General features: G+C 55.5%; 24 protein-coding genes and 1 pseudogene. 16 read left to right on the forward strand and 9 right to left on the reverse strand.

Annotated features, from left to right (window positions below; all coding sequences use genetic code 11):
* Positions 1–2: 2 nt before the first annotated feature.
* The gene (locus QSK07_RS13405; protein WP_285721563.1) at positions 3–1,076 is read right to left on the reverse strand and encodes a DUF2817 domain-containing protein; all 1,074 of its coding nucleotides are present in this window, start codon (positions 1,074–1,076) and stop codon (positions 3–5) included.
* Between the two features lie 34 nt (positions 1,077–1,110).
* Positions 1,111–1,881 carry an ABC transporter substrate-binding protein gene (locus QSK07_RS13410; protein ID WP_285721562.1) on the reverse strand — a complete coding sequence of 257 codons (771 nt, stop codon included), beginning with the start codon at positions 1,879–1,881 and terminating at the stop codon, positions 1,111–1,113.
* A gap of 306 nt (positions 1,882–2,187) precedes the next feature.
* Here QSK07_RS13410 and QSK07_RS13415 point away from each other — a divergent pair, with 306 nt between their 5' ends.
* The 9 genes from QSK07_RS13415 (at position 2,188) to QSK07_RS13455 (ending at position 12,573) form a co-directional block, all read left to right on the forward strand.
* Complete coding sequence (locus tag QSK07_RS13415; protein WP_275221833.1) at positions 2,188–2,649, forward strand: NUDIX hydrolase; 462 nt, start codon at positions 2,188–2,190, stop codon at positions 2,647–2,649.
* Positions 2,650–3,107: 458 nt separating this feature from the next.
* Positions 3,108–3,620, forward strand: a complete 513-nt coding sequence (locus tag QSK07_RS13420) for a GNAT family N-acetyltransferase (protein ID WP_061060799.1) — start codon at positions 3,108–3,110, stop codon at positions 3,618–3,620.
* A gap of 24 nt (positions 3,621–3,644) precedes the next feature.
* Positions 3,645–5,261, forward strand: coding sequence for an ABC transporter substrate-binding protein (locus QSK07_RS13425; protein WP_285721561.1), 1,617 nt, complete (start codon positions 3,645–3,647; stop codon positions 5,259–5,261).
* Positions 5,262–5,276: 15 nt separating this feature from the next.
* Positions 5,277–6,266, forward strand: coding sequence for an ABC transporter permease (locus QSK07_RS13430; RefSeq protein ID WP_285721560.1), 990 nt, complete (start codon positions 5,277–5,279; stop codon positions 6,264–6,266).
* The gene (locus QSK07_RS13435) at positions 6,266–7,099 is read left to right on the forward strand and encodes an ABC transporter permease (RefSeq protein ID WP_285721559.1); all 834 of its coding nucleotides are present in this window, start codon (positions 6,266–6,268) and stop codon (positions 7,097–7,099) included. The genes QSK07_RS13430 and QSK07_RS13435 overlap by 1 nt, the downstream gene beginning before the upstream one ends.
* Positions 7,096–8,709, forward strand: a complete 1,614-nt coding sequence (locus tag QSK07_RS13440; RefSeq protein ID WP_285721558.1) for a dipeptide ABC transporter ATP-binding protein — start codon at positions 7,096–7,098, stop codon at positions 8,707–8,709. Before QSK07_RS13435 ends, QSK07_RS13440 begins: the two co-directional genes overlap by 4 nt.
* 10 nt (positions 8,710–8,719) lie before the next feature.
* On the forward strand, positions 8,720–10,057 hold the full coding sequence (locus QSK07_RS13445) for an LLM class flavin-dependent oxidoreductase (protein WP_285721557.1): 1,338 nt from the start codon (positions 8,720–8,722) through the stop codon (positions 10,055–10,057).
* A 1-nt stretch (position 10,058) separates the two neighbouring features.
* Positions 10,059–11,258: a M20 family metallopeptidase gene (locus tag QSK07_RS13450; protein ID WP_285721556.1), complete on the forward strand. Its 1,200-nt coding sequence runs from the start codon at positions 10,059–10,061 to the stop codon at positions 11,256–11,258.
* Between the two features lie 10 nt (positions 11,259–11,268).
* Positions 11,269–12,573, forward strand: coding sequence for an NtaA/DmoA family FMN-dependent monooxygenase (locus QSK07_RS13455; RefSeq protein WP_285721555.1), 1,305 nt, complete (start codon positions 11,269–11,271; stop codon positions 12,571–12,573).
* A gap of 270 nt (positions 12,574–12,843) precedes the next feature.
* Here the strand turns inward: QSK07_RS13455 and QSK07_RS13460 are convergent, their stop codons facing one another.
* The 3 genes from QSK07_RS13460 to QSK07_RS13470 form a co-directional block, all read right to left on the reverse strand.
* Entirely contained in the window at positions 12,844–13,158 is a 315-nt protein-coding gene (locus QSK07_RS13460; RefSeq protein WP_285721554.1) for a type II toxin-antitoxin system RelE/ParE family toxin, read from the reverse strand.
* The gene (locus QSK07_RS13465; RefSeq protein ID WP_285721553.1) at positions 13,158–13,418 is read right to left on the reverse strand and encodes a type II toxin-antitoxin system ParD family antitoxin; all 261 of its coding nucleotides are present in this window, start codon (positions 13,416–13,418) and stop codon (positions 13,158–13,160) included. Before QSK07_RS13465 ends, QSK07_RS13460 begins: the two co-directional genes overlap by 1 nt.
* 181 nt (positions 13,419–13,599) lie before the next feature.
* The gene (locus tag QSK07_RS13470; protein ID WP_285721754.1) at positions 13,600–14,808 is read right to left on the reverse strand and encodes an aldose 1-epimerase family protein; all 1,209 of its coding nucleotides are present in this window, start codon (positions 14,806–14,808) and stop codon (positions 13,600–13,602) included.
* A 366-nt stretch (positions 14,809–15,174) separates the two neighbouring features.
* Between QSK07_RS13470 and QSK07_RS13475 the strand changes: the two genes are divergently transcribed.
* The 4 genes from QSK07_RS13475 (at position 15,175) to QSK07_RS13490 (ending at position 18,252) form a co-directional block, all read left to right on the forward strand.
* The gene (locus QSK07_RS13475) at positions 15,175–15,732 is read left to right on the forward strand and encodes a peroxiredoxin (protein ID WP_285721552.1); all 558 of its coding nucleotides are present in this window, start codon (positions 15,175–15,177) and stop codon (positions 15,730–15,732) included.
* A gap of 24 nt (positions 15,733–15,756) precedes the next feature.
* Entirely contained in the window at positions 15,757–16,998 is a 1,242-nt protein-coding gene (locus tag QSK07_RS13480; RefSeq protein ID WP_285721551.1) for a protein-disulfide reductase DsbD family protein, read from the forward strand.
* A 71-nt stretch (positions 16,999–17,069) separates the two neighbouring features.
* A complete protein-coding gene (locus QSK07_RS13485) occupies positions 17,070–17,624 on the forward strand; it encodes a sigma-70 family RNA polymerase sigma factor (protein WP_285721550.1) in 555 nt (184 codons plus the stop codon).
* On the forward strand, positions 17,611–18,252 hold the full coding sequence (locus QSK07_RS13490) for an NrsF family protein (RefSeq protein WP_285721549.1): 642 nt from the start codon (positions 17,611–17,613) through the stop codon (positions 18,250–18,252). Before QSK07_RS13485 ends, QSK07_RS13490 begins: the two co-directional genes overlap by 14 nt.
* A 12-nt stretch (positions 18,253–18,264) precedes the next feature.
* Here the strand turns inward: QSK07_RS13490 and QSK07_RS13495 are convergent, their stop codons facing one another.
* Together QSK07_RS13495 and QSK07_RS13500 are read right to left on the reverse strand one after the other, a co-directional pair.
* Positions 18,265–18,651, reverse strand: a complete 387-nt coding sequence (locus QSK07_RS13495; RefSeq protein ID WP_285721548.1) for a VOC family protein — start codon at positions 18,649–18,651, stop codon at positions 18,265–18,267.
* Positions 18,648–19,799: an MFS transporter gene (locus QSK07_RS13500; RefSeq protein ID WP_285721547.1), complete on the reverse strand. Its 1,152-nt coding sequence runs from the start codon at positions 19,797–19,799 to the stop codon at positions 18,648–18,650. The genes QSK07_RS13495 and QSK07_RS13500 overlap by 4 nt, the downstream gene beginning before the upstream one ends.
* A gap of 123 nt (positions 19,800–19,922) precedes the next feature.
* Between QSK07_RS13500 and QSK07_RS13505 the strand changes: the two genes are divergently transcribed.
* Both QSK07_RS13505 and QSK07_RS13510 read left to right on the forward strand, forming a co-directional pair.
* Positions 19,923–20,693 (forward strand): DeoR/GlpR family DNA-binding transcription regulator, encoded by a 771-nt coding sequence (locus tag QSK07_RS13505; protein WP_285721546.1) that lies wholly within the window; start codon positions 19,923–19,925, stop codon positions 20,691–20,693.
* Positions 20,694–20,849: 156 nt separating this feature from the next.
* On the forward strand, positions 20,850–21,263 hold the full coding sequence (locus tag QSK07_RS13510; RefSeq protein ID WP_098050144.1) for a GFA family protein: 414 nt from the start codon (positions 20,850–20,852) through the stop codon (positions 21,261–21,263).
* A 12-nt stretch (positions 21,264–21,275) separates the two neighbouring features.
* Here the strand turns inward: QSK07_RS13510 and QSK07_RS13515 are convergent, their stop codons facing one another.
* Entirely contained in the window at positions 21,276–21,761 is a 486-nt protein-coding gene (locus QSK07_RS13515) for a helical membrane plugin domain-containing protein (protein WP_285721545.1), read from the reverse strand.
* Positions 21,761–24,733, reverse strand: coding sequence for a formate dehydrogenase subunit alpha (gene fdhF, locus QSK07_RS13520; RefSeq protein WP_285721544.1), 2,973 nt, complete (start codon positions 24,731–24,733; stop codon positions 21,761–21,763). Before fdhF ends, QSK07_RS13515 begins: the two co-directional genes overlap by 1 nt.
* A gap of 364 nt (positions 24,734–25,097) precedes the next feature.
* Here fdhF and QSK07_RS13525 point away from each other — a divergent pair.
* Positions 25,098–25,425 (forward strand): annotated as a pseudogene (locus QSK07_RS13525) (MFS transporter); the annotation flags it as partial.
* Positions 25,426–25,440 lie beyond the last annotated feature (15 nt).

Here is a 25,440-nt window from a genome sequence, read left to right on the forward strand (position 1 = left end):
AATCAGGGCGTGTCTGTCAGGGCACGCCAGCCGCGCTGAAAGATTTGCTGTGTGCGGAAAGTCACTAACGCACGCCAGTCCGCATCGTCAGGCCAGAACCCCTCGACCAGCTGCTGCTTTTGCATCTGGCCATGCGCACTGGCCGGATCGCCACAGAGATGAAGCCAGTGATCTTCACGCACCCGCCTGTGCATATCCTCTCCCTCGTAGGTTCCGCATTCCACCACCAACGGCAATATCAGTGTGTCAGGAAGAGAACTCAGTAGATATTGCGACAGATATCCCGTTGCGGTGGCGGTCACACCGGTTACGCTGTCACGTCCGGTTCCGGTCAACAATACGGTCAGCCACTGACCATAAATAGTTTTGCCCCACTCATGAGCAGCATAACGCTGCTCTGCAATGGACAGCAGCATCGGATGCCCCCACGCGCCAGCGCCAGTATGCAGATCAAAGCTGAGGATGGTTTTTGCAACCGAGAGATGCTGATTGATGATCGTCTTCATCGTAAGGTAAGACCAGCAGGGCTGGTGTCCGCCGAAGAAGAACCCATCCGCAAGCGTATATTGTCCGGCTTCCACCACGCGTTTAACTGCCTGCCAGCCCTGACTCTCCAGCGCCTCAGCCAGCTGCCGATCCGCACCGACACGGTCGCCATGATAGATTCCGTGCCATTGCGCATAATCCGGGTTAGCCGGAATGGGCTGGCTGAAGTCGATAAAGTTACGATTGAGGTCGATGTTGTCTTCGTTTACGCGCCGTAAATGGGCTGCTCCCCACGGATTGAGGAGGTGAACCAGCAGCAGCGCGGTGTCAGCAGGTAATGCTTTTTCATCCAGCGCATCAAGCCAGGCGATCTGACAATCTGAACCATAATAGCCTTCGACGCCGTGCGTGCCTGAGACAACCAGCATCAGGCGCGATGCGCTGGCTGATCCTGCGCGTGCCACATCCGTAAAAAGCGTTTCTCCCTGGGGTCCAGAGAGTGGGTGCGGGTAAGAGGTGATTTCTAGGCCTTTATTCTGCGCAGCGGCAAGAAAGCGTGCGCGCTGAGCGCGGTAATCGGGTAATGCCATGTTCAGCCTCCTGCGATGCGGCGCGCGATACGCATCACGGATAAACGTTGAATTTGAAGTATTTTTTGGTCAGCTGATCATAGGTGCCGTTTTTGTGGATCTCTGCCAGCGCCGCGTTGATCATCTTCAGATTTGCCTCATCGCCTTTGCGTAACGCGATACCGACACCGTCACCAAAGATGACTTTATCCACCAGTGTTCCTTTAATGGCGTACGGCTTGCCTTCCGATGTGGTGAGAAATCCCTGTTCAGCAGAGACCGCATTCGCCAGGCTGCCATCGAGACGTCCGGCGACCAGATCCGGGTAGACTTCCATCTGATTAGGATAAGAGACGATTTTGACGCCCTGCGACTCCCATTTGGTTTTGGCGTAAGTTTCCTGGATGGTGCCCTGAGCTACACCAATCGTCTTACCGCGCAATGAAGCAACGTCGGTCGTCAGCTTGCTGGCCGCTGGCGCCAGTAAGGCACTCGGCGTGTTGTACAACATATCGCTGAATGCCACCTGCTGACGACGTTTGTCGGTCATCGACATTGCCGACAGGATGGCGTCAAACTTCTTCGCCTGAAGGGCAGGGATGCTGCTGTCAAAACCCATCTGCACCCACTGGCACTTCACCTTTGCCTGCGCACAGATGGCGTTGCCAATATCAATATCAAAGCCCTGTAACGACCCATCAGCCGCTTTGGATTCAAACGGCGGGAACGTCGGATCAACGCCAAAGCGCAGTGTCTGCTGGGCCAGGGCACCCTGGGTGAACGCGATAAGCGAAAACAGTAGCGCAAGCGATAAACTCTTTTTCATATTTTATTTCCCGACAGATGAAAATTAAGCACGACATTTAAAATTTAATAACATGTGGCCTGTTTTCCTGCCAGCGAATAAACCGCGTTCTTCCAGAGTAAAATCTTATGTTATTAAGGGACTGTGCGAATTATTGATACGGCGTTAAATTTTGCTTAATACTAAAGCGAGGTAAGGGATGGAAAGGTTTAAGAGGTTCGGAACCGAAATCTGAAAGCAGCACTAATTTAACTTCAATTCTATTTTATTGTTACACGCTGAATCAGTTACACTGACTTACATCTTATGTGAAAAAGGAATTGTCCAGTGCGTACCCGTAAATCTGCACGTCTACTGATCATGAACTCTCTTAATCAGGTTTTATTATTCATGTTCAGGCATGAAAGTGATGCGCTGGCAGGCAGAGTATACTGGGCAACGCCCGGTGGAGGCGTGGAATCAGGAGAAAATTTTGAGCAGGCAGCCCTCAGAGAACTCAGGGAAGAAACAGGTATCAACGTTGATGCTGTGGGACAGCCGGTAACAGAGAGAACTTTTGAAATGACGCTACCCAACGGTGAGGTCGTTCTGGCGCATGAGCAATTTTATTTAATTAAAACAGGTGATGACGATATCAGTACCAGTGGATGGACTGATAATGAAAAAACAGTCATTGCCAATTATCGCTGGTGGCATCTGAATGAACTGAGAAATACTGACGATATAGTTTACCCCTCTAATATTCCTGATATCTGCTCAATACCGGATAAGTTATCAACTATCTTCTGAATTCGGGCCTGTCAACCAACGGCTCAGGTCAAAAACGCCGCACCAGGATACGTCATCATTGATGCTTCAGTAAATCACGCGAAACGTTCAGTCTTCATCATAATCCTGGCCCGAACTCCTGCTCCATTCAGAAACAGAATTCCGGCATGATATTCATTTCTCCAGACGGAGATTGTGCCGGTGAAAAGTCTTCATTCACCGACGAACAGATTGTCTTTTCTCTGAAGCAGGCTGACCTGGGCACGCATGAAGCTTGCTGCCCCCGTTTACGGTCAGTAACCCCTTTCAATCCCTGATAAAATGATAGTCATTTTTATCATTATCTAATGTTTTATTTTTATACTGCGCCGTTATGAATAATTTCTGTATTTAACAAAACGATTCTCATTATTTTCATTTTACTTTGTACTGGCAGGTTTTGATAATTCCCTAATGATTTGACGGGGGAATTAGAAATAATGAGTCAGTCCATTCTGGTAGCAACACCTGACGATGCGGAAGAAATTTTTGCTTTATTACAGCGTGCCTATGCTTCGCTGGTGGCGCTGGATGTGCATTTCACCATTTCCCGAGGCAATGTCGATCAGGTGCGCCGCACCATTGAGCAGGAAACGGTGCTGGTGCTGCGCAAGTGGAAACGCGCCGTGGCGACGCTAACGGTACGCTTTACGTGGCAGCAGGATGACAATGCACCCTCATCATTGCCTTTCATTCACTGGTTTGCTGTCGACCCGGATTTTAAAGGCCAGGGCTATGGGCGAGAAATTATTAACTGGGCAGAAGAAATATTGCTCAAAGACACGTTAAAAGCCCCTGGCGTTTATTTGGCTACGGCGATTAAACATCCCTGGCTAAGTGAACTCTATCAGCGTCGCGGCTATGAACCTTTTTATCATCGCACCAATCCATTAGGTGAAGCATTGGTTTTTCTGAAAAAGGAATTTAATGCCAGTTTACTCACCTCACATTAAACATCTGCAACGACCAGGGAAATTATGAAAGCGAATGCATTGACTGTCGCGCTGAGTCTTACCTGCCTGCTGGGAAGCGCCTCTTATACTTTTGCTGCTGAGCAGCCACGAAGCGGCGGAAGCCTGACTTACGGTGTAGAAACCGAACCCGTACCCTTTAACCCCCAGCTCAATGGCCAGTCAAAAGCCGAGGTAGTGCTGCGTAACGTCTGGGAATCGCTGCTGGCGCGGCGTAATGATGGCAGTTTTGTACCCTGGCTGGCAGAAAGTTATGAAGCCAGCCAGGACGGTAAGCGCTACCGTTTCAACCTGCGTCGCGACGTGAGCTTCTCCAACGGCGAAAAATTGGATGCTAATGCGGTGGCAGAAAACTTCCGACATTTGCAGGACGCCGCATATTGTGCAGGTAGTAGCCTGTGCGCGGTCGGCTCACGTATCGACACCATCAGCACGCCGGACGACCATACCGTAGCCATCACCCTGAAGCAGGAGTATTCACCATTCCTCGCCTTTGCGGCCAGATTACAAATTCTCGCACCTGCCAGTTGGCACTCGTCGCAGCTCAAAGCGGGTGGCAAAGAGATTGCGGGAACCGGGCCATTTATCCTCGAAAGCTACGAAAAGGGCCAACAGGTTACCTTCGTCAGAAACCCCGACTACAACTGGGCGCCTGCCACCGCGCATCATCAGGGAGCGGCCTGGCTGGACCGTGTCACCTACCGTTTCCTGCCGGAATCGTCAGTACGCACCGGCGCACTACTGTCCGGCCAGGTGGATGTGATAGAGGGGATATCCGGTAACGATGCCGGGGAGTTTAAGGACAACCGCGATTTCACCTACCAGCATGCCCTGAATACGGGCACGCCTTATTCACTGTTCCTCAACGTGGAATATGGCCCGACGCAGGATGTAAAGGTGCGTCAGGCATTACTCCAGGGGCTGGATATCGATCCCATCCTTAAATCGGTTTATCGCGGCGAGCGGACCCGTGCCTGGGGGATCACCTCACCGATCGATCCGCTCTACAACAACGATCTGGAAGGTAAATACGGTAACAACCCGACAGCGGCCAATGCCTTGCTCGATGAGGCGGGCTGGAAGACACGCGATGCCGACGGCTTTCGCACCAAAGACGGTCAGCGTCTGACTATCGAGGTAATCCAGGCCCAGGCAACGGTGCGTGACCAGCGTGATGTACTGTTGCAGGCGATTCAGGCTCAGGCGCGTCAACGGCTTGGTGTAGAGCTGAAACTGCGTTATGTCGACTCCGGCACCTACGTTGAGGTGCGGAATACCGGCAAGTTCGGTTCGATCGCCAACTCCAATACGGAAACCGACGGCATCGATATCGAAAACCACTACCGCCCGGTGAAAGCCGGTGGACCGATTAACTACAGCCGCGTTAACAGCCCGGAAATTAATGGCTGGCTCGACCAGGCTGCCGCCACGCTTGATATCGATCAGCGCCGTAAATTCTACAGCCAGCTCCAGCAATATGCCCTGCCGCAACAGGCGTTGGCGGTGCCGTTGTATGAGCCGGAAGATCAGATTGCTGCGGCCAGTTATGTGCACGGTGTCGGGTTCCGCAGTTTTAAACAGATGCCCGAAAACGTCTATGACGTCTGGTTGAGCGAACATTAATACGCGGAGGCGCAGATGAGTCTGGAAAGCATCATGACCCGTAACCCCAGAATACCGCGGCCATCCCTGTGGCGCAGTGACCTGGCGCGCCGCATTGTCGGGCGTCTGCTCGGCGGTGTGCTGGTGTTGTGGGTAGCCGTCACCCTGGCGTTTCTTGGGATGCATCTGGCGCCGGGTGACATTGTCAGCCTGCTGATTGGCGAGCAGATACGCACACCGGCGATTGAGGCGGCGATCCGCGCTGAATGGGGACTGAATGAACCGCTGTGGTGGCAGTATCTGCACTATCTGTGGCGGGCGTTGCACGGTGATTTTGGACGCTCCTACATCCTTAACACCGAAGTGAGTCAACTGCTCGCTACACAGCTGTGGCCGACCCTGAAACTCACCCTCGCCGCACTGCTGGTCAGTGCGGTGTTTGCCGTGACAATCGCTGTAGCCACTGCGCATCGTCGCTGGGGCCGCCGGATCGCCAATGGGCTGGAGCTGTTGCTGGCCTCCACCCCCTCGTTCTGGATGGGCATCGTGCTGCTGTTTATCTTCAGCTTTACGCTGCGCTGGTTCCCGGTGGCGGGCGACCGTCATCTCTCTTCGCTGGTGCTGCCGGCGCTGTCTCTCGGCCTCGCCCAGGGTGCGGTCATCGCGCAGGTGCTGCGCCGAGAACTCGAACGCGCGCTGGAGTCGCCATTTACCCTGACGCTACGCGCCTGGGGGGTGGGTGAAACCACCATTCGCCTGCGTCATGCGTTGCGCCATGCCGCACTGCCAGCGGTGACATTAACCGGCTGGCTGGTTGGCGGATTGCTGAGCGGGGCGGTGATCACTGAACAGGTGTTTGGCCGTCCCGGTCTCGGCAAGCTGACGGTTGATGCGGTGCTGGCGAAGGATCTACCGGTAGTGCTGGCGGTTGCCATCCTCTCGGCTCTGATTTACGTGGTGATGAGTACGCTGGTGGACATTCTGGCGCTGTGGATTGATCCGCGTTTACGTGGGGAGAGCAAATAATGCAAGCCATCCTGCAACGTTTTTCTGTTGCGCTACCGGCATCCGTCTGGAGCGCCATTCTGTTTCTGCTGTTGGTGGCTCTGGCAGTCGTGGCACCGCACTGGCTGACGCACAGCGATCCCATTTTAGCCGATCCGGTTAATGCGCAGCTACCGCCGTCGGCGCAGCACTGGCTCGGCACCGATCAACTGGGGCGCGATCTGCTGACGCGTGTGATCTACGGCAGCCGCTATTCGTTGCTGATCAGCCTAGCGGCGATGGCGCTGGCGGTGATCTTCGGTACGCTGCTGGGCCTGACTGCCGCACTGGCACGTGGCGTTTTAGACGAACTGCTGAGTCGTGCAGTTGACGTTATTTCAGCCTTTCCCGACCTGCTGCTGGCGCTGATGCTGATTGCGTTTACCGGCCCCGGCACCAACAACCTGATCATTGCGCTCGGTGTGGCGTCGGTGCCGCGCTTTGCGCGCGTGGTACGCACGCAGACTTACAGCGTGATGACCTCCGGCTATGTGGAGCAGGCGCGAACCTTTGGGCTGTCGCGCTTTACGCTGACCGTTCGTCATATCCTGCCGCATGCCATCGCGCAGGTGCCTGCGCTGGCGACACTGGGGCTGGGCACCGCGATTATTGGCACCGCAGGTCTCAGCTTCCTTGGCATGGGCCCGCAGCCACCGACGGCGGAATGGGGCCTGATGCTGGCGGAGGGGCGCAACTATCTGCGTAACGCCTGGTGGATTGCTGTCTGGCCAGGCGTATTTATTACGCTGACGGTGATTGCCGTGAATACGCTGGGGCGCTACTGGCAGGCGCGTTTTGAAAGGAGAGCCTCATGAGCCAGCCGGTGATTGATATCCAGAACCTGACCATTCGCTTTGGCCATCATCAGGTAGTGAAAAACCTGAGTTTGCAGGTGTGGCCGGGCGAGTCCGTGGCGCTGGTGGGGGAGTCTGGTTCAGGCAAAACCCTGACGGCACGCAGTCTGCTCGGATTATTACCCGAAGAGGCGCAGCTCAGCGCAGATCGTTTTGTGATCGACGGACGTGACATGCGTAACGCCAGCCGCCGTGACTGGCGTGCCCTGCGAGGCCGCCGTATCGGTTATGTGTTGCAGGATGCGCTGGTCTCTCTTGATCCGCTGCGCCGTATTGGTCAGCAATTAGCCGATGCTCTCACCGCCGCCGGGTATCGTGACAGCGCCAGGCTTCAGGAGAAAAGCATTGAACTGCTGCGTGCGGCAGGGATCGCTGATGCGGAAAGCCGTCTCACGCGCTATCCGCATCAGCTTTCTGGTGGTCAGCGCCAGCGTGCGCTAATCGCCACTGCGCTAGCCGGCAGTCCGGCGTTGTTAATCGCGGATGAGCCGACGACGGCGCTGGATATGACGGTACAACGTCAGATTCTCCAGTTGCTTGCTCAGCGGCAACGTGAAGGACATGGCCTGCTGCTGATCAGTCACGATCTGGCGGTGGTTGCCGAGCTGGCGGACAGAGTGCTGGTGATGCGTGATGGTGAAGTAGTGGAACAGGGCGCCTGCGCCGCGCTGCTGCATCGTCCACGTCACCCGTGGACTCAGCGCTTGCTGCGCGCTGTGCCTACGCCAGCCACGTGTGGCTTACGACTCAGCGCTACCGAGCCGACACCGCTACCCGCGCGCACCCGGACGGGCGCCAGGCCTCTGCTCGAGGCCCGCGGCCTGAATAAAAGCTATGGCGACCGTCAGGTTTTAAGAGATATCAACTTTAGTCTGCACGCCGGGGAAACCCTCGGCGTGGTCGGCGAGTCCGGTTCAGGCAAAACCTCGCTGGTGAAAGTCGTCATGGGGCTGACCGAGCCAGACAGTGGCACGCTGCTGCTGGAAGGCAGCCGCTGGCATGGCATCAGCGAATCAGCACGCCGTGCGCGCCGCGCCCGTCTGCAACTGATTGCGCAGGATCCTTTCAGCTCGTTCGACCCGCGTTACACGGTGGAAAGAATCATCGGAGAAAGCCTCGACAGCGTGGGTATTTTCGGTGATGCCCGTCGCCAGCGAGTGCGCCAGTTACTGGACGAAGTACAGCTTGGTGACCGATTCCTGCAACGTTATCCACAGCAGTTATCCGGTGGTCAGCGGCAGCGTGTGGCAATTGCCCGCGCGTTTGCGTCTAACCCGGCGTTACTGGTGGCGGATGAACCGGTCAGTGCGCTCGATGTGTCGGTACAGGCGCAGGTACTGGATTTGCTGGCGGATATGCAGGCCGAACACGGCACCGCGCTGCTGTTTATTTCTCATGATCTGGGGGTCATCCAGCACCTCGCTGACCGCGTGCTGGTGATGCAGCAGGGGGCGGTGGTGGAAAGTGGCGCGATCGGCGAAGTCTTTGCCGCGCCGCAACATCCCTGGACGCAAAAACTGTTAAAGGCGTTGCCGGTCCTGCCGGACTGGCAGCCCGCAATCGCCTATTGAGGAGCATGGAATGAGTCAGACACAACGCCAGCTGCGGCTGGGAGCCATCATTCAGGGCGCATCCGGCAACATGTCGGCGTGGCGTCACCCGGATGCGGTGGCGGATGCCAGTATTAATGTCGGGTATGTGCTGGATCTGGCGCGCAAAGCGGAACAGGCAAAAATTGACTTTCTGTTTGTCGCCGATGGTTTATATATCACGCCCCAGTCGCTCCCACATTTTCTCAATCGATTTGAACCCATCACCCTGTTGTCAGCGCTGTCGCTGGTGACGAAGAATATCGGCCTGGTAGCGACGCTCTCCACCTCCTACAGCGAACCGTTTACCGTGGCGCGCCAGTTTGCCAGCCTTGACCATCTGAGCGGCGGTCGTGTGGGCTGGAATGTGGTGACTTCGCCGCTGGAAGGCTCAGCCAGGAACTTCTCGCGCGCCACCCATCCCGAACATGACGAACGTTATCGTGTTGCCAGTGAGTATTTACAGGTGGTCAAAGGCCTGTGGGATTCCTGGGAAGAGGATGCCTTTGTCAGGGATAAAACCAGCGGTCAGTTTTTCGATCCTGACAAACTGCATACCCTTAATCACCAGGGCACCTATTTCTCCGTCCAGGGACCGCTCAATGTCGGGCGTTCACCGCAGGGCAGGCCGATTGTGTTCCAGGCCGGAGCCTCTGAAGCCGGTAAAGCCTTTGCCGCTGAAGCGGCGGATGCCATCTACACACGCCAGGAGACGCTGGAGCAGGCCCGTGACTTCCGTGAAGACGTGCGCCGTCGCCTGGTGGCACAGGGGCGCGAAGCCGATGATATTCGCATCTTCCAGGGGATCAGCGTCATCATCGGCGCGACCGCGGAGGATGCCGAGCGTCGTTACCAGCAGACCGCCGAACTGGTGACCATCGAAAAAGCGCTGGAATATCTTGGGCGCTACTTTGAGCATCATGACTTCAGCCAGTACCCGCTAGATGAACCGTTCCCGGAGATCGGCGACCTTGGCGAGAACAGCTTTCGCAGCACCACCGACACCATTAAACGCAATGCGCACGCCCGTGGCCTGACGCTACGTCAGGCAGCCCTGGAAGAAGCCACGCCGCGCCCCAGCTTCCTCGGCACCGCACAGCAGGTAGCCGATGGGTTAGCGCAGTGGTTCCTCGCCGGAGCGGCCGATGGATTTATCGTGCGCGGGGGTACGCCAACGGCCTTTGATGATTTCGTCGAACAGGTTATCCCGCTGCTGCAACAGCGCGGTATCTATCGCAGCGAATATGCCGGTGCGACGTTGCGCGAAAATCTCGGACTCACCACGCCGGAAAATCAATTTGCGCAACAACGTCCTCAACAGGTGGCCTGACATGACAAATATCACCGCCTGGCATCAGGCACTGGAAAGCAACCTTGAACACCACGCCGCAACCTATGTGGCAACCGCGCAAGCGATCTTTCAGCGCCCGGAAACCGGCAACAGTGAGTACTTCGCCAGCGAACAACTGACCGGTTTGCTGCTGGCGCAGGGATTTCAGGTGACGCGCAACGTTGCCGGTCATGAAACCGCCTTCTATGCCGAGAAGCGTGGCGACAAACCGGGACCGACGGTCGCGTTTTTAGCGGAGTATGATGCGCTATCCGGTATCGGTCATGCCTGTGGCCACAATCTGATTGGCACTACCAGTGTGGCAGCCGCTATCACGCTGTCACAGCTGCTGGCGAAAACGGGCGGGCGTGTGGTGGTGCTGGGCACACCGGCGGAAGAGGGTGGTCTGGCTGGACCCGGTGGCCCAAAAGGCAATGTGAAAAAACGGTTTGTCGAGGCTGGACTGCTGGAGGGCGTTGATGCTGCGCTGATGGTGCATCCCGCCGGGAAAACCCGCCTGACCGAGCATACCCTGGCGAATAATCACCTCTATTTTCACTTCTACGGAAAGCCGTCGCACGCGGCCAGCGCGCCACATGAAGGGATTAACGCGCTTGATGCACTGGTGCTGCTGTACAACGGCATCAGCGTACTGCGTCAGCAACTGCCAGATGGCGTGCGCGTGCACGGCATTATTACCAACGGTGGGCAGGCAGCGAATGTGATCCCGGAATATGCCTCGGCGCATTACTACATCCGTGCCGACAGCCGTGAACAAGTGGAATCGCTGGAACCGCGCCTGCGGGCGATTGCCGAAGGCGTTGCGCTGGCAACCGGCACCCGCGTGGAAATCGATCATCAGGTTGGCCCGCGCGATTTTCGCCTGAATCCGGCGCTGGATGCCGTGCTGCTGGAAGAACTGACGGCGGTCGGGGAACAGGTTGATCTGTCGCCACAAAAGAACAAAGTCTCCACGGATGCGGGGGATATCAGCCACGCAGTGCCGACCGCACATCCCTGGCTGAAAATTGGCCCTGACGATCTCATTTTCCATACCGTGCCATTTCGTGAGGCAGCCAACTCGGAACGGGGTTATCAGGCATTGCTGGCTGGTGCGCAGGTGCTGGCCCGGACCGGCCTGCGTCTGCTGACCGATGCGGACACCTTACAAAAAATCAAAGCTGATTTTTCGCGGCTTTAAGGAGAATACCGTGTCACAACCCTATCGCAGAAAACTGAAGACGCTGGTGGGTGCCAGTAGCGTCATCTCGGCAGGCAATGACAGCCAGCCGGGACTGGGCATCGCACGCGCCATTGCGTTGGCGAAAATTGCGGAGCGCGAGAAAATCACCGGGTTATTTACCGCAGATTTATTGCAGGCCGATCCTGCCGGTCTGTCAGGCACCACCGGCAGCCAGGATCCGCTCATTGCGCTAGCGGCGTTGAGTCATGCCACGTCACACATTGGTTTGATCGCCACCGTCAGCACCAGCTGGCTGCACCCGTATCATCTGGCGCGCCAGATGGGCACTCTGGACCATCTTAGTGGCGGGCGAGCCGGCTGGAATGCCGTGACTTCTTCTGTCGGTGAGGAGAATTTTGGTGAAAGCCTGCTACCCGCGCCACAGGAGCGCTATGCGCGTTCCACGGAATTCATCGAAGTCATGAATGCGCTTTATGACGCGAATGAACGCGAAGCGGCACAGCGCACGGCCAGCGGCGGGATACGCATCGATCCCGCCAGATTGCATCCGATCAACTACCGGGGCGATTATTTTCAGGTGGCGGGCCCGCTGAATGTGCCGCCTTCACCACAGCGTCGTCCGGTTCAGTTCCAGGCCGGGCAATCGGACGCGGGCGTGACGCTGGGCGCGCGTTATGCCGAGGTGATCTACACGTCGCAACCCACCTTTGTGGCGGCACAGGCGTTTGTGGCGGATGTACACCAGCGGGCGCAGCGCTTTGGGCGGCAGCATAATCTCCCGCTGATCATGAACTCATTCCATGCGATTATTGGTGAGAGCGAGGAGGATGTGGCGCGTCGTCTGCGTGAAAAACATGAACGCATCGACTATGAGCAAGGCAGGTTGCGCGTGGCCGATATGCTGGGCGGCGAGCTGGATTTGCGCGAACATCCGCTGGATCAACCGTTGCCCGCCGCGCTGATCCCGCATGTAACGCAGGTACAACGCCGTCAGGGGCGCGCCGCTATTTTCCGCCAGTATGCGCTTGAAGGACTGACGCTACGCGAGCTGATTATCAAAGCGGAGGAGACCGGGCACTGGTTTGCGGCCGGGACGCCGTCAGCGCTGGCGGATGCGATTGAACAACGTTATCAGGCCGGGGTGCTGGATGTAATTTCGTTGCACGGGCTGGGGCAACCGGATCAGCAGGACTTATTACTAAACGGCCTGTTGCCGGAACTGCGTCGAAGACAACTGCTGGATACGGATTATCAGGGCTCAGATTTTCGCAGTAGTCTTGAACTGCCTCCGTTGCGGCAGGTTGCGCAGTAAAAAAATGTCCGGCATCGCCGGGCATTTTGCTCTCTGAATAGCGTAATCCGGGTGAAATGAAATCGCTAAAAAGTGACATTATCAACCTGGACTATCTTTTAAGGTGCGCACAATCTATCTTATGTTAAATAAGCTATCAAGCTCATGTCCAGTTGCCTGGTAAACTCCCCCTTTCACACTTTGCTTAAACGCTGAGTATGTATCGCAACCAATCTTCATGATTATATCGCTCAGACATTCCATATCTTACTGGAAAGACCTTTACTCCGCTCACAGAGGACTTTTCGGGTTTTCATGTTCAGAGAACAGCGTGATGATATCCCTCGAACCATGAAGCAGCCTTTCAATACGTACTTCTGTATCCAGCACCCTGAACACAATAAGATAGCGCCCGTAAGCACAGGTTCTGACGCTTTGTCCCAGCTCATGCCTCTCCTTATAGATAATCGGGGACTCTGCTATAAGCAGGCACCGCTGATAAAGTTCTTCCGTGAAGCTAACTACACGCACCGGGTTGTCCTGCGCGATATAGTCACCAATGGCCTCGATATCCTGTTCTGCCAGAGGCGATATACCCAGTTTCATTACCCTTTACCACCCTCAGCCTGCCGCCGATATTTTTGCGACAAACGACCAAATACTTCTTCCGCATTTTTGCTTTCGCCGCTGTCGATTCCTGCATTGACTGCTTTTTGCAGAGCATCAAGTTTGATCTGTTGTTCGCGTTCTTCCAGTGCTCTCAGACCCGCGCGGATCACTTCACTGGTGTTGTTATATCGTCCACTTTCGATCTGTTCACGAATGAACGCTTCAAAATATGGTGTTAGTGCTACGCTGGTTGGCATGGTGTTACTCCCGCCGGGTTACTATCAGTTAGTAACTGTTAGTATTTCAGAGTTACTCTTTTTCATCAACTTCAGGCTCTACGGTCCGCTACTGCATTGCCTGCTTAACGTAGTGGCTATCGTGCATAACGTTCTGAACTGAATAGCAAAAACCCCGACATTTGTCGGGGTTTTAAGCCACTCACTCCTTCGCTATCGGCGTCTCGCTCACATCAATCTTCGTTTCACCCTGAATAGTCCTGATGCGTTTCTCAACGTCATTAATCTGTTCGCTGCTGTGCAGCAAGGTGTACGTCAGATCAAATGCCGTGCTGGCGCCCGGTTGCAGTTGCTTCACGCGCTTTTGCGCGCGTTCAATGGTGACCGGATAGGCATAACTGGTGCCTGGCTCGATGCCGGTCACGTAGCCCTGTTTCAGGGTGTCGGTATTTTTCCATAAGGTCAGCATTGGCAGTTGACGGGTATCAAACTGAATCGATGCGCCGCTGTTTCCGGCTTTGTTAATCACTGCAGCGACAGTCTGATGATTGCTGTCGGAAAGTGGCTTGATGTTGAATACCATCTCATCAAAGTCTTTGGTCGGACCTTTGTAGGTCTGCCACTCTTTCAACCCGGCTTTTGCATAGTCATTGAACGGGCTGATGCCGGACATCGGAGCCAGGAAACGTGCGCCCTCTTCCAGGATTGGCTGGCCGAAGTTGCTGTGATAGATGATCTGATAATCGTGCGGATAGTCAGCGTGATTGGTTAACACGTCATGCAGGCTGAAACTGTTGCTGCCCGGCACATAGCGTAGCTCGGTCAGGGTCTGCAAATCTGTCTTCTTAAAGGTGCTCTCTTTAATCAGGCCACGAATGCGGATCTCATGCGGTGCCGCATCAGCCACTTCAACTTCCAGCTGCGAAACCGGCGTGTTACCCGCTTTACCGTGCAGCGTGTAAATGCGGCCCTGATCGGTAACCGGATGACCGGTCCACTCATAGCCACAGCGCACCATCATTTCATTGAAACCATCCAGCCAGCCCAGACCGTTGCGGCTTTCCAGATTGATATTAGCGGGATTAACCACCTCTTTCACCGGTGAATCCCATCCCATACGAGAACCAAAGCCCTCGACGCGCAGCAAATTCATGCCGCGTGTCGGGCTGAGTGTGATGGTCAGGCCATCCTGACTGTGGATGGTGATGATTTTACTGCCTTCCTGCTTGCCGCCATGAAGCACTTTTTGCTCAATGCTGAACGGCTTCCCCTGGAATTTCAGCTCACTGCTGGAAATCTGCCAGTTTCCCTGCTCCGTGCCCTGTTCAGCACTCGTCAGCACCCAGGTTTTCGCTGCTGCTGAACCTGAAACCAGAACCGCCAGTACTGTTAACGCCAGTTTAATCTTCATCATCCGCCTCTTTGCTGAATCGTTTTTTCATTCCATTAATAGAATCTACTGTCTGAAGCTGACCAGAAACGTGACGATGCTCACCTGCCAGAAAACCGGTGCTTTTTAACAACATTATTGCGGGTTAAATCACATAAATTCTGTTCAACAAAGAATAACCACGACGCATTTTGCGCGTCAAAGACACATGAGCTGTACTCGATTCAGCTGACGATGCAATAAAAATTGTAAATCCGGAATCAACGTCTTCTTAAATAAAACGTTAAAAAAATTTCAAAACCGCGCAACTTTTTCCCGTTTTAAACGAACCTTAGAAAAGAGACGTCAGACAACCCCGTCTGCTCGTTAATGGAGAGAGTCACGCCAATGAAAAACACCCTGAAAACCCTGGCCGTCGCTACGCTGCTGGCACTGAGTGTTCCGGCAACATCCGCTTTTGCGGCGTTACAGGTCGGTGAAAAAGCACCGGATTTTAAACTCGACGCCGCGCTGGCGGGTAAATCGACCACCTTCTCATTACAGCAGGCGCTGAAGAAAGGCCCGGTTGTTCTTTACTTCTTCCCGGCGGCGTTCAGTGCGGGTTGTACACTCGAAGCGCATGACTTTGCTGAAGCGACCGATGAATTCAAAAAGCAGGGTGCGACCGTCATTGGTGTCACCGCCGGTAATACCGATCAGATTGCTAAATTCTCGCAGCTGGAGTGTCGTGACAAATTTACCGTTGCCGCCGATCCGGGTGCCAGAGTCGCCGAAGAATATAAGAGCACAATGGAGATGAAGGGGCAGAAAGTCTCAGACCGCACCTCGTATGTGATTGCGCCGGACGGCAAAATCCTGCTGAGCTTCACCGATAAAAATCCTGATACGCATATCCAGAAAGCGATGGATGCCGTTAAAAAATATCGCCAGGCCAATCCGGCATAACTTCATCATCTGAGCAGGTACATCATGCTGACTGCGATTGCAGCCGCCTTCCTGGGCGGCATTATTCTGAACCTCATGCCCTGCGTGTTTCCGGTGATCTCATTGAAAGCACTGAGCCTGATCCGCCATCATGAATCGCCCTCACACGCCCGTGCAGAAGGCCTGGCCTTTTTGCTCGGTGTCGTGGTGACGATGGTTGCTCTGACCGCCGTATTGCTGCTGGCCAGGGCGGGCGGTGCGTCGGTGGGCTGGGGATTTCAGCTGCAATCGCCGCTGGTTATCGCCGCGCTGATTCTGGTGATGCTCGGCTCAGCACTGAACCTGCTCGGTCTGTTTGAAGTCGGACTGTCGATCCAGCGGGTCGGCGAAGTGGGCGGCGATCGCGGTGGACTGGTTGGTTCAGCCCTGACCGGCGCACTGGCCATCATCGTTGCCACTCCCTGCAGCGCACCGTTTATGGCCAGCGCGGTAGGCTATGCGCTGACCCAGCCTCCGCTGGTGAGTGTGGTGATCTTTTTATCGCTGGCGCTGGGATTTGCTGCGCCCTTTACACTGATATCATTCTTCCCGGTTCTGGCGAGAATATTGCCAAAGCCCGGAGCCTGGATGATCACCTTAAAACAGGGTCTGGCGTTTCCGATGCTGGGAGCGGTGGGCTGGCTGATCTGGGTACTGGAACGTCAGGCAGGATCGGCGGCGCTGTCCGCGATCCTGGTCTGTTGTTTACTGTTTAGTTTTGCTGCCTGGCTGTATGGCATGGCGCAGAAACGTCGTATGATGGGACAGCGTCATGGGGTACTGCATGTTGCTACCGCATTCTTTCTGATGCTGGTCGTGGTGCCGTTACTGAATCTGAACAGTTTTGCCACGGCACCGGCTGAGACGGAAGTCGCCTCACCGGCTGCTGCCGCGGTGGCCTGGTCGCCCCAGAATGTCGATGCAATTAAAGGTCAGGGTAAGCCTATCCTGGTGAACTTTACCGCGTCCTGGTGTATTACCTGCCAGGTTAACGATCGCACGTCGCTGTCGACGCAGGCGGTGAAAGCGGCGATGGCACGTACCAGCACCATTTACATGGTCGCGGACTCAACTAAATACAATCCCGATGTTGAACAGGCGCTGAGTGATTTCGGACGCGGTGGATTACCTCTCTACGTGGTCTACCCGGCTGATGGCGGCAAACCGGTGGTACTCCCGCAGGTGCTGACGCCGGGCATCGTGATTTCAGCACTGGATCAGGCAACGGAAAAAGGAAAGAAAACCTGAAACGATTGATGAAACGATTTTCTGCTCCGGTATCAGTACACGGCGACAGTGTGCTGATCTGCTGATGACTGATGTCAGACACTGATCAACGCGCACAGCACTGGCCAGCCTTAATGGCCCGGGCGCAGGCGGGCGACAAAGCAGCCTATAACCAGTTACTTAAAGCGATGGTTCCGGCCATCCGGGCACTGGTGTGCAGAAAAATCGGTGATGAGGTGCTGGCTGAAGATGTGATTCAGGATACGCTACTGGCAATCCATCGGGTCCGGCATACCTACGATCCGCAGCGCCCGATACTGCCGTGGGTGGCCGCTATTGCTTCTGCCCGAACGATTGATGCGCTGCGCCAGCATGGGCGTCGTCAGGAGATTCAGGATGATGTTGCGCTGCAACTGCGGCCCGCTGAAAGTGCAGAAGCCTCAGCCGATCCCGATATCCTCTCAGGCTATCTGGATACCCTTCCGCTGCGTCAGCGGGAGATCGTCGAATCCGTGCATCTGCGCGAGCAGAGCCTGGCGCAGGCAGCCGCTGAAACCCATCAGTCTCTCTCTGCCGTTAAATCCCTGTTGCATCGCGCAATGGTCAATCTTCGTAAATATGGACGGGGTCATCATGAGAAATCATGACCAGTTAATCGATCAGCTCAGCCAGTCTGCCCAGCCGGTGCAGCGTGTCTGGCCCACCGCCTGGCGCGTTGCGGGCTGGATCGCGCTTGCCCTGCCTTGTGGCGCACTCACCAGCTGGGCGTTTCACAGCAGGTTTACTGACTGGAGTCAGCCTGGCGCATGGCTGGCATTTGTCGCCGTACTGCTCTCTCTTATCATCTCGGGCAGCACGCTGGCGGCAGCCTTTACGCTGAGTATCGCAGGCAGAAAACCCGTCAGGCTGCGCTGGCCGCTACTGCTGACGTTAATGTGGCTGGGGCTGAATCTGATCAACATGTCACCTGAAGCCCCGCCTGCGGGCGCGAGCCGCTTTGGTGAAGGGATACACTGCTATCTGTTTATGCTGTCGGCCAGCGTGCCGATGATGCTGATGTCCGTCATCGCCCTGAAACGCACCCGTTCACTCTATCCCGCGCGCAGTCTGGCGCTGAGCGGCTGTGGCAGTGCGTTTACCTCATCGATGTTGCTGTCGCTGTGCCATGACACCCATCTGCATATGATCGATTTCTCTATGCATCTGGCGGCAGGCATCACTATTGTGGTGCTGACGGTGCTGGCGGGACGCCGCTGGGTCCAGCTGGGAGCCTGATGGCTTTGTTTATTACTCTGCGACCAGCTCAATCAGATTTCCATCCGGATCGCGAATAATCGCTTCATAATAGCCATCGCCCGTATGGCGCGGTGCCGCAACCAGAATGCCCACCTCTTCCGCCCTGGCGGCCAGCATATCGACCTGCAGCACATCACCGACACTAATCGCGATATGCGCCCAGCCTGTCACCTCCCTGCCCGGCTGTCCGCCTGCCAAATCGGGCACGGTCATCAACTCAAGCGTTGCGCCCTGCTCCAGTTGCATAAAGAAGGAGGCGAAGCCGGGACGGTTTCGACTTTGATAGCGCGTATTGCTCTCCGCGTTAAACCACTCGCGCCAGAATTGCTGCTGCGCCTCGAGGTGATGTGTCCAGAGTGCGACGTGGGCAATTTTCATCTGTTTTCCTTCGCCGTGTTGTGGCCCAGGTTAAGGGTTAGAGAAACCGCGCCGACAATCAGCATCAGCGCCATGATTAGTGAAAATGAGAAACCCAGATGGGTGTAATGCGCCACGTAGCCAATGACGGCGGGCCCGCTCAGGATCCCCAGATAGCCAAGGGTGGTAATAGCCGGTATGGCGACCGCCTGCGGCATCACCGTCTGACGTCCGGCTGCAGAAAACATCACCGGCACGATATTGGCGCAGCCGGCACCGACCAGGGTATAACCCAATAGTGCCAGCGGCCAGGAGTCAATAAAGGTCACCATCGCCATGCCCGCTGCGGCAACCAGTGCGCCACCCAGCACCACAGGCAGACGACCCAGCGACGAGATGATGCGATCGCCGGTCAGGCGCGCCACCGTCATCGCCACAGCAAAGCAGGTATAACCCAGCCCGCCCAGTGAGACCGGAATGGCCCGGACGTCGGTCAGATAGACCGCACTCCAGTCCAGCACGGTGCCTTCGGTCAGGAAGACCGCAAAGCAGATGATGCCGATAATCAGTACGCTACCACGCGGAACCGCAAACACCGGGCCTTCAGCGGGATTAGCGTAGCTCAGTAAACCCGATGCGCTAATCAGCACCATGACAATGACTGCGACCACCGCCAGCAGGCAGCCGGTCAGCGCGCTGACCCCCATCGCCAGCAGCAGTGTCATAAAACCAGCCCCCGCAATGCCGCCCACGCTGTACATGCCATGAAAGCCGGACATCACCGGTTTTGCAGCATGCTTTTCCACCAGGATAGCCTGAATGTTCATGGCGCAGTCGGTGACCCCGATGCCGATGCCAAAAACCAGCAATGCCAGCGCCAGCAACAGCGGATCGCTGAGCACCGACAGCCATGGCGTACTGATAACGATCAGCGCAATGGCAACCAGAATAACCCGGCGGCAGCCAAAGCGGCTGGTGAGCCAGCCCGTCACTGGCATTGCAATCAAGGCACCGACGCCCAGACAGAGCAGTAACGTGCCCAGCTGTGCTTCATTAACGCCAGTATTAGCACGCGCGAAAGGCACAATCACGGCCCAGGTTGCAGTAATAAATCCGGCCAGAAAAAAGATGATGCGCGTTGCCTGAGCGGATGAGACGTTATTAGCCATTACGATCCTTAAGTAAATGCTGGAGAGACAAAGTAAGCGTATCGATTAGCCGCTATTGACACCCTGCCGGTAGCTGAACGATCATGCTCACTATAGCTCGTTTATGAACAATCTGGAGTTTAAATGCTCGATTATGCAGCTTTCCCGCAGCAGCGACAAGCCCTGATTCGTGAGATCCTGCAGCAGAATGGTCGTGTGGTCTGCGGTGATCTGGCCCGACAGATGGCGGTGTCTGAGCACACGATCCGCCGCGATCTGCATGAAATCAGTAAAGAAGGCTTATGCAAAAAAGTGTATGGCGGCGCAGTATTGCAGTTGCAGGACGCAGGCACGTTTATCAGCCGAAAAGAGCACGATCACGCAGCAAAAGCCCTGATCGCGCAGCGCTGTGCCAGTCTGGTGAAAGCCAGTAGCTGCATCTTTATTGATGCCGGCACCACCAATCTCGCGCTGGCAAAGGCGCTTCCGCCTGAACTGAGTCTGACCGTTGTCACCAATGCGCCCGATATCGCCGCGCTGTTGATCAATCATCCTGTCGCAGAGGTGATCATGTTGGGTGGACAGATACAAAAGAGCACCGGTGGCGTAGTCGGGCAAACCGCGATTAATCAGATTCAGGGGATACTTTTTGATCAGGCGTTTATCGGCGGCTGCGCCATGAGCCCTGAAGCCGGGCTGACCGGTTTTAACTATGCGGATTGTGAATTCAAGAAAGTCGCCATGGCGCAGAGCAATCAGGTTATCGTTGGGCTGACGGCGGATAAAATCCCCGCTGTGGCGCGGTTTAGCGTGGCGAAATGTCGTGACATTTCAACGCTGGTGGTGGAAGAGAAACTTGATAAATCTCTGCTTGATGCCTTTGCGGCTGAAGAGATCACGCTTATCACAGTGTGAGCCAGGGACGATGGAGAGCTTCGGATTGTGGTCTGATTTAAAAACAGGCACGGTTTGAACTGCCTGAATGGGTGACAACCCTGGCTCTGATGCTGCCAAACCTCCGGCTTTGGCGTAGGCTGAAAGCTGGCGGGTTAAATGACACAGGAGATCGCGATGCAAACTGAAATGACAGCGCAATGCCACTGTGGTGCGGTGGCATACCGGGTAACGCTGAAGGATGGATTTAACACCGTGCGCCGCTGCAACTGCTCGTTTTGCAGGATGCGCGGCGCGGTGGTGGTATTTGCAACAAAGGTCGAGCTGACCCAGGGTAAAGCACAGCTCACCGCGTATCGCTTCAACAGCAAAGAGGTGGGCCACTACTTCTGCTCCGTCTGCGGCATTTATACCTTTCACCAGAGCCGCTCGCAGCCCGATCAGTTTGGGGTTAACGTCGCCTGCTTAGAAGGTGTTTCACCTTTTGACTTCACTGATGTGCCGGTTTCCGATGGCATCAACCACCCTAAAGATGGCGGCGCGGGCGGTGTAGCCGGTCATCTGATCTACACCCCACACAATCCTGAATGAATGCAGGCTGAGTTACTCGCGGGTGGGCTTGCCACTGAAGCGGGTGATCGGCTTCTGCTCTTCACGGTCAATCTGCTGTGAAAAGACCTTCAGCGCGGCGAAGATCGGCCGCAGCCCGCGCCATAGTTCCTCGTCATTGAGTAACCGGATAATGCCTCGAATGCCTGGCGAGGCTTTGTCCTGACGCGCCTCATCGCGCGCCGGTTTGACCGCCATCGCGGCATCACGTACCGCCAGCAGCAGATGATTAAACCGCTCTGGTGGCACGCTGCCCAGCGTCATCATCAGCAGCGAAAGGTTCTGAAGCGCGTTCTGGGTACCGGGCTGATTAAGACCTGAGACCAGAATTTTCCCCACCTCACAGTTTGACTTAACCAGATCGTTCGCCAGCCGCAGAAAGCCATGCTGGTGGAGATTTTCAATCAGCTCATCCATTGCTTCGCGCGCGGTCGGCTCGGTGCGTGTCGGCGTGACCTGATATTTCATCCGTTCTGCCATTAAAATTTCTCCGGTTTGTCTGCGTGTTCAGGCGGTTCACGGTAGCCTGCCTGCTGCCATTTTTGCTCAATCGGCAGATGATCCAGCGGGGTACGATTACCGTAGCGGAAGTTGTGCAGCGGCAGCGGATTGGGCTGCGTCCGCCGTTCGATTCGCTTCATGTTTACGGCAAGCTCTTTATAAGCCGGTGTGTTGACGTCGGGATCGTGATGTTCGCCGGTCAGCACATTGACGCCATCCTTACCATGATGAATCGGCATAAACAGCACGTTACCCGCTACACGATCGGTGATAACAACCGGGACATCCATCATGCCGCGCCTTGAGGTAATGCGCACCCATTCTCCTTCGGTCAGCGCGCGCGAGGCAGCCAGTTCCGGTGAGATCTCAACAAAAGCATCAGGCGACAGCGACATCATGCGGCCACCCTGCCCGGTCTGGTTCATCGACTGGAAATGCTCCAGCATCCTGCCGTTATTCAGTAGCAGATTGTACTCTGCATCCTCCTGCTCAGCAGGTGGCTGCCAGCTCAGCGGATGAAGCCGGGCTTTACCATCCGGGAAATTAAACCGTTCCGTGTAAAGACGCGGCGTGCTTTCGCCTGCGGCATTGACAGGCCAGAGCTGCGACTGCCAGCCGACCAGTTGCTCATAGCTAACACCAGCGAAAATATCTGCAATGCCCGCCGCCTCCGCCATGATCGCGCCCGGATTCGGATAATGCCACGGGTGACCGAGGCGTGCGGCGAGATCGGTAAAGATCCGCCAGTCGGGACGACAGTCGCCAAGGGGTTTCATGGCAGGCGAGAAGTGCTGAATGCGCCGCTCGGTGTTCACAAAGGTGCCCTCTTTCTCCACGCTGGGCGCACCGGGCAATACCACATCAGCAAATTCAGCCGTGCGTGACATGAAGATGTCCTGAACCACCATAAACTCGAGCCTGCTGAAGGCGGCATGCACATTATCTGAATCAGCATCGGCAAACGCGGTCTCTTCGCCGGTGATGTACATTGCGCGAATTTTGCCTTCACCCGCCTCCTGCACCATTTTGAAGTTATCCGCGCCGGGCTTGTCAGAGAGTGCATCAGGAGAGACGCCCCATGCACGCGCCCATTTTTCCCGCACCGCGTCATCAGTGACTTTTTCATAGCCGGGATAGAGGTTGCTCAGGCAGCCGAAGTCGCTGGCACCCTGCACGTTATTATGTCCGCGCATCGGGTAACCGCCGGTGCCAGGCCGGCCATAGTTGCCGGTGACCAGCAGCAGGTTCGACAGCGCCGTGCTGGTGTCGGCCCCGTGGCTGTGCTGGGTAATCCCCATCGCCCACAATATGCAGGCGCTGCCCGCCTGGCCGATCATCTCTGCCGCCATTGTGAGTTCGGCTTCGCTCAGGCCACAGATCTCGCTGGCATAGTCGAGCGTAAAGATATCGAGCGAGGCGCGGTACTCTTCAACCTGATTAACCCGCTGTGCCAGAAACGCGTCATCGGCATAACCGTGATCAAACATATATTTCGCCATCGCCGAGGCCCAGACGAGATCGGTGCCTGCCCGGATGCGCAGATAGCAGTCAGCCCGTTCCGCCATTTCGTGACGACGCGGATCGACAACCAGCAGTTTCTGGCCTTGATGTTTATGGCTCTGTTTGATGTGCGAAGCGATAACCGGATGGTTCTCGGAGAGGTTGCTGCCGACCAGCACAATCAAATCGGTCTGCTGCAGATCCTCAATCGTTCCGGCATCGCCGCCGTAGCCCACAGTGCGGAACAGCCCTTCTGTGGCCGGGTTCTGACAATAGCGGGAAGAGTTATCGACATTGTTTGTGCCGAAGATTAAGCGGGCGATTTTCTGGGTCAGATAGGCTTCTTCATTACTCGCCTTGCTGGAGCCAATAAAGCCTATCGCGTCACCGCCATAGTTGTGCGCCACGCCACGTAATCCATCAGCAACCCGCTGTAATGCCTCATCCCAGCTGGCAGGCCGGAAGCGGCCATTCTCGCGAATCAGCGGCGTTGTCAGGCGTTCCGGGCTGTTGACGAAATCCCAGCCAAACTTGCCTTTAACACAGGTGGAGATGCCATTAGCTGGCGCTTCGGCGACCGGCTGTACTTTCAGGATATGGCGATCGCGGGTCCATATTTCAAAGCTACAGCCCACACCACAGTATGTGCAGACCGTTTTGGTGCGTTTGATTTCAGACTGGCGCAGCGCCACGTCAATTTTTGACACGCCGGTAATCGGCTCCATGCCGATACTGTTTTCCAGCGTTTTCACAAAATCGATAAGCGGACGTTTCAGCCCTTCATCCATGGCGGTAAACGGACCCGCATCGGGCTGCATGGTTTTTTCCAGCAGTGCATTGCACGGGCAGACCGTAACGCAGTGCCCACAGCTGACGCAACTGGAACCGGCGATTTTAGTTCCGCCATCCCACAACACGCGCGGATGCGCCTGGGTGTAGTCAATGGAAAGCGTCTCGTTGACCTCGACATTCTGGCACGCCTCGACACAGCGACCGCATAAGATGCACTGGTCAGGGTCGTAGGTGTAAAACGGATTGGAGTGATCTTTCGCGTAAGGCTTGGGCTGATGAGGATAGTACTGAATCGGGATGTGCATATCGGCTACTGTGTTATGCAGTGTACAGTCACCGGTATTGTGTTCGCATACGGTGCAGTAAAGCTCATGACGATTGAGCAGCCGATCCATGCCCTCCTGCTGCGCGGCTTTCAGCGCCCTGCCTTCACTCCGGACCGTCAGACCCTCTTCACTACGAAGCGTGCAGCCGCGCACCCGCTCGCCATTCGCATCTACCCAACAGACATCACAGCTTTGTAGCGGCGTTAAAGCCGGGTGATAACAGACATGATGTAGTTTTTTTCCGTGAGCATCCAGAAAATCGATCAGCGGTTGATCTGTTAACCCTTCTAACCGTTCACCATTGAAAAGAATGGTGCAGTAATTTTCACTCATATGAGCCTCATGACGACATGGCGGATAGCACTGGGCTGGAAAATATCCCCGAAATAAAAGGGTTGCCTTCCAAGCTTAGAGAGGATTGACGGCCACGCCATAAATACCGCTACGCTTATTGAGGTTAATCGCTGACGGGTAAGGCTTTTTTAAATGTAATGACTTCTTACCGCAGTCATTCTGTCGTGTTTTGCTGCTGCGTAAGCGAAAATTCAACCGGATGTTATGGTGTCCTGAACGGCAGCGGCAGAGAGTTAATGCTCCGAATCGCTATTATATCAAATTGAATGTTGTAACTATTTAACGAGCAAAATTTATAACATTGATTTTCCGGTGTTTATCCATCTCAGTTAATGCAAAGTATGTTACCGCACCTGCGCTGGATATTCGTCATGAACGCGGGCCGGTCAGGACGAATTACGAATACCGGATTACTATTGATGATGCACACGCTTTTACCGTCTGCATGCAGGATATACGACGGGTCAGACGCCGCGGTGGCGCCATGAACTGGTCACTTTATAATTCAGCCCGGCATTTTCGTTGAGACGTTTGTGGTCGGCTCCTGGGTCGAGCATCTGCGTCAGAAAGAGCGCGACACCATCAACGATAAAAAAACAGAGCGGCGGGTTTTCGCTTTTCATCAGGGCGAGCGCTCACCCGAAGTTCGCTATCTGGTGGCGCCAGTGTAACTGGCGCACTATCAA

This window comes from Pantoea sp. QMID4 (assembly GCF_030270445.1).
Classification (GTDB): Bacteria; Pseudomonadota; Gammaproteobacteria; order Enterobacterales; family Enterobacteriaceae; genus Pantoea; species Pantoea vagans.

Bases quoted from the DNA above. Each gene is read 5' to 3' on its own strand.
- QSK07_RS13405 (WP_285721563.1), bottom strand. From the start codon at position 1,076: ATGGCATTACCCGATTACCGCGCTCAGCGCGCACGCTTTCTTGCCGCT.
- QSK07_RS13410 (WP_285721562.1), bottom strand. From the start codon at position 1,881: ATGAAAAAGAGTTTATCGCTTGCGCTACTGTTTTCGCTTATCGCGTTC.
- QSK07_RS13420 (WP_061060799.1), top strand. From the start codon at position 3,108: ATGAGTCAGTCCATTCTGGTAGCAACACCTGACGATGCGGAAGAAATT.
- QSK07_RS13425 (WP_285721561.1), top strand. From the start codon at position 3,645: ATGAAAGCGAATGCATTGACTGTCGCGCTGAGTCTTACCTGCCTGCTG.
- QSK07_RS13430 (WP_285721560.1), top strand. From the start codon at position 5,277: ATGAGTCTGGAAAGCATCATGACCCGTAACCCCAGAATACCGCGGCCA.
- QSK07_RS13435 (WP_285721559.1), top strand. From the start codon at position 6,266: ATGCAAGCCATCCTGCAACGTTTTTCTGTTGCGCTACCGGCATCCGTC.
- QSK07_RS13440 (WP_285721558.1), top strand. From the start codon at position 7,096: ATGAGCCAGCCGGTGATTGATATCCAGAACCTGACCATTCGCTTTGGC.
- QSK07_RS13445 (WP_285721557.1), top strand. From the start codon at position 8,720: ATGAGTCAGACACAACGCCAGCTGCGGCTGGGAGCCATCATTCAGGGC.
- QSK07_RS13450 (WP_285721556.1), top strand. From the start codon at position 10,059: ATGACAAATATCACCGCCTGGCATCAGGCACTGGAAAGCAACCTTGAA.
- QSK07_RS13460 (WP_285721554.1), bottom strand. From the start codon at position 13,158: ATGAAACTGGGTATATCGCCTCTGGCAGAACAGGATATCGAGGCCATT.
- QSK07_RS13465 (WP_285721553.1), bottom strand. From the start codon at position 13,418: ATGCCAACCAGCGTAGCACTAACACCATATTTTGAAGCGTTCATTCGT.
- QSK07_RS13470 (WP_285721754.1), bottom strand. From the start codon at position 14,808: ATGAAGATTAAACTGGCGTTAACAGTACTGGCGGTTCTGGTTTCAGGT.
- QSK07_RS13475 (WP_285721552.1), top strand. From the start codon at position 15,175: ATGAAAAACACCCTGAAAACCCTGGCCGTCGCTACGCTGCTGGCACTG.
- QSK07_RS13480 (WP_285721551.1), top strand. From the start codon at position 15,757: ATGCTGACTGCGATTGCAGCCGCCTTCCTGGGCGGCATTATTCTGAAC.
- QSK07_RS13485 (WP_285721550.1), top strand. From the start codon at position 17,070: ATGTCAGACACTGATCAACGCGCACAGCACTGGCCAGCCTTAATGGCC.
- QSK07_RS13490 (WP_285721549.1), top strand. From the start codon at position 17,611: ATGAGAAATCATGACCAGTTAATCGATCAGCTCAGCCAGTCTGCCCAG.
- QSK07_RS13495 (WP_285721548.1), bottom strand. From the start codon at position 18,651: ATGAAAATTGCCCACGTCGCACTCTGGACACATCACCTCGAGGCGCAG.
- QSK07_RS13500 (WP_285721547.1), bottom strand. From the start codon at position 19,799: ATGGCTAATAACGTCTCATCCGCTCAGGCAACGCGCATCATCTTTTTT.
- QSK07_RS13505 (WP_285721546.1), top strand. From the start codon at position 19,923: ATGCTCGATTATGCAGCTTTCCCGCAGCAGCGACAAGCCCTGATTCGT.
- QSK07_RS13510 (WP_098050144.1), top strand. From the start codon at position 20,850: ATGCAAACTGAAATGACAGCGCAATGCCACTGTGGTGCGGTGGCATAC.
- QSK07_RS13515 (WP_285721545.1), bottom strand. From the start codon at position 21,761: ATGGCAGAACGGATGAAATATCAGGTCACGCCGACACGCACCGAGCCG.
- fdhF (WP_285721544.1), bottom strand. From the start codon at position 24,733: ATGAGTGAAAATTACTGCACCATTCTTTTCAATGGTGAACGGTTAGAA.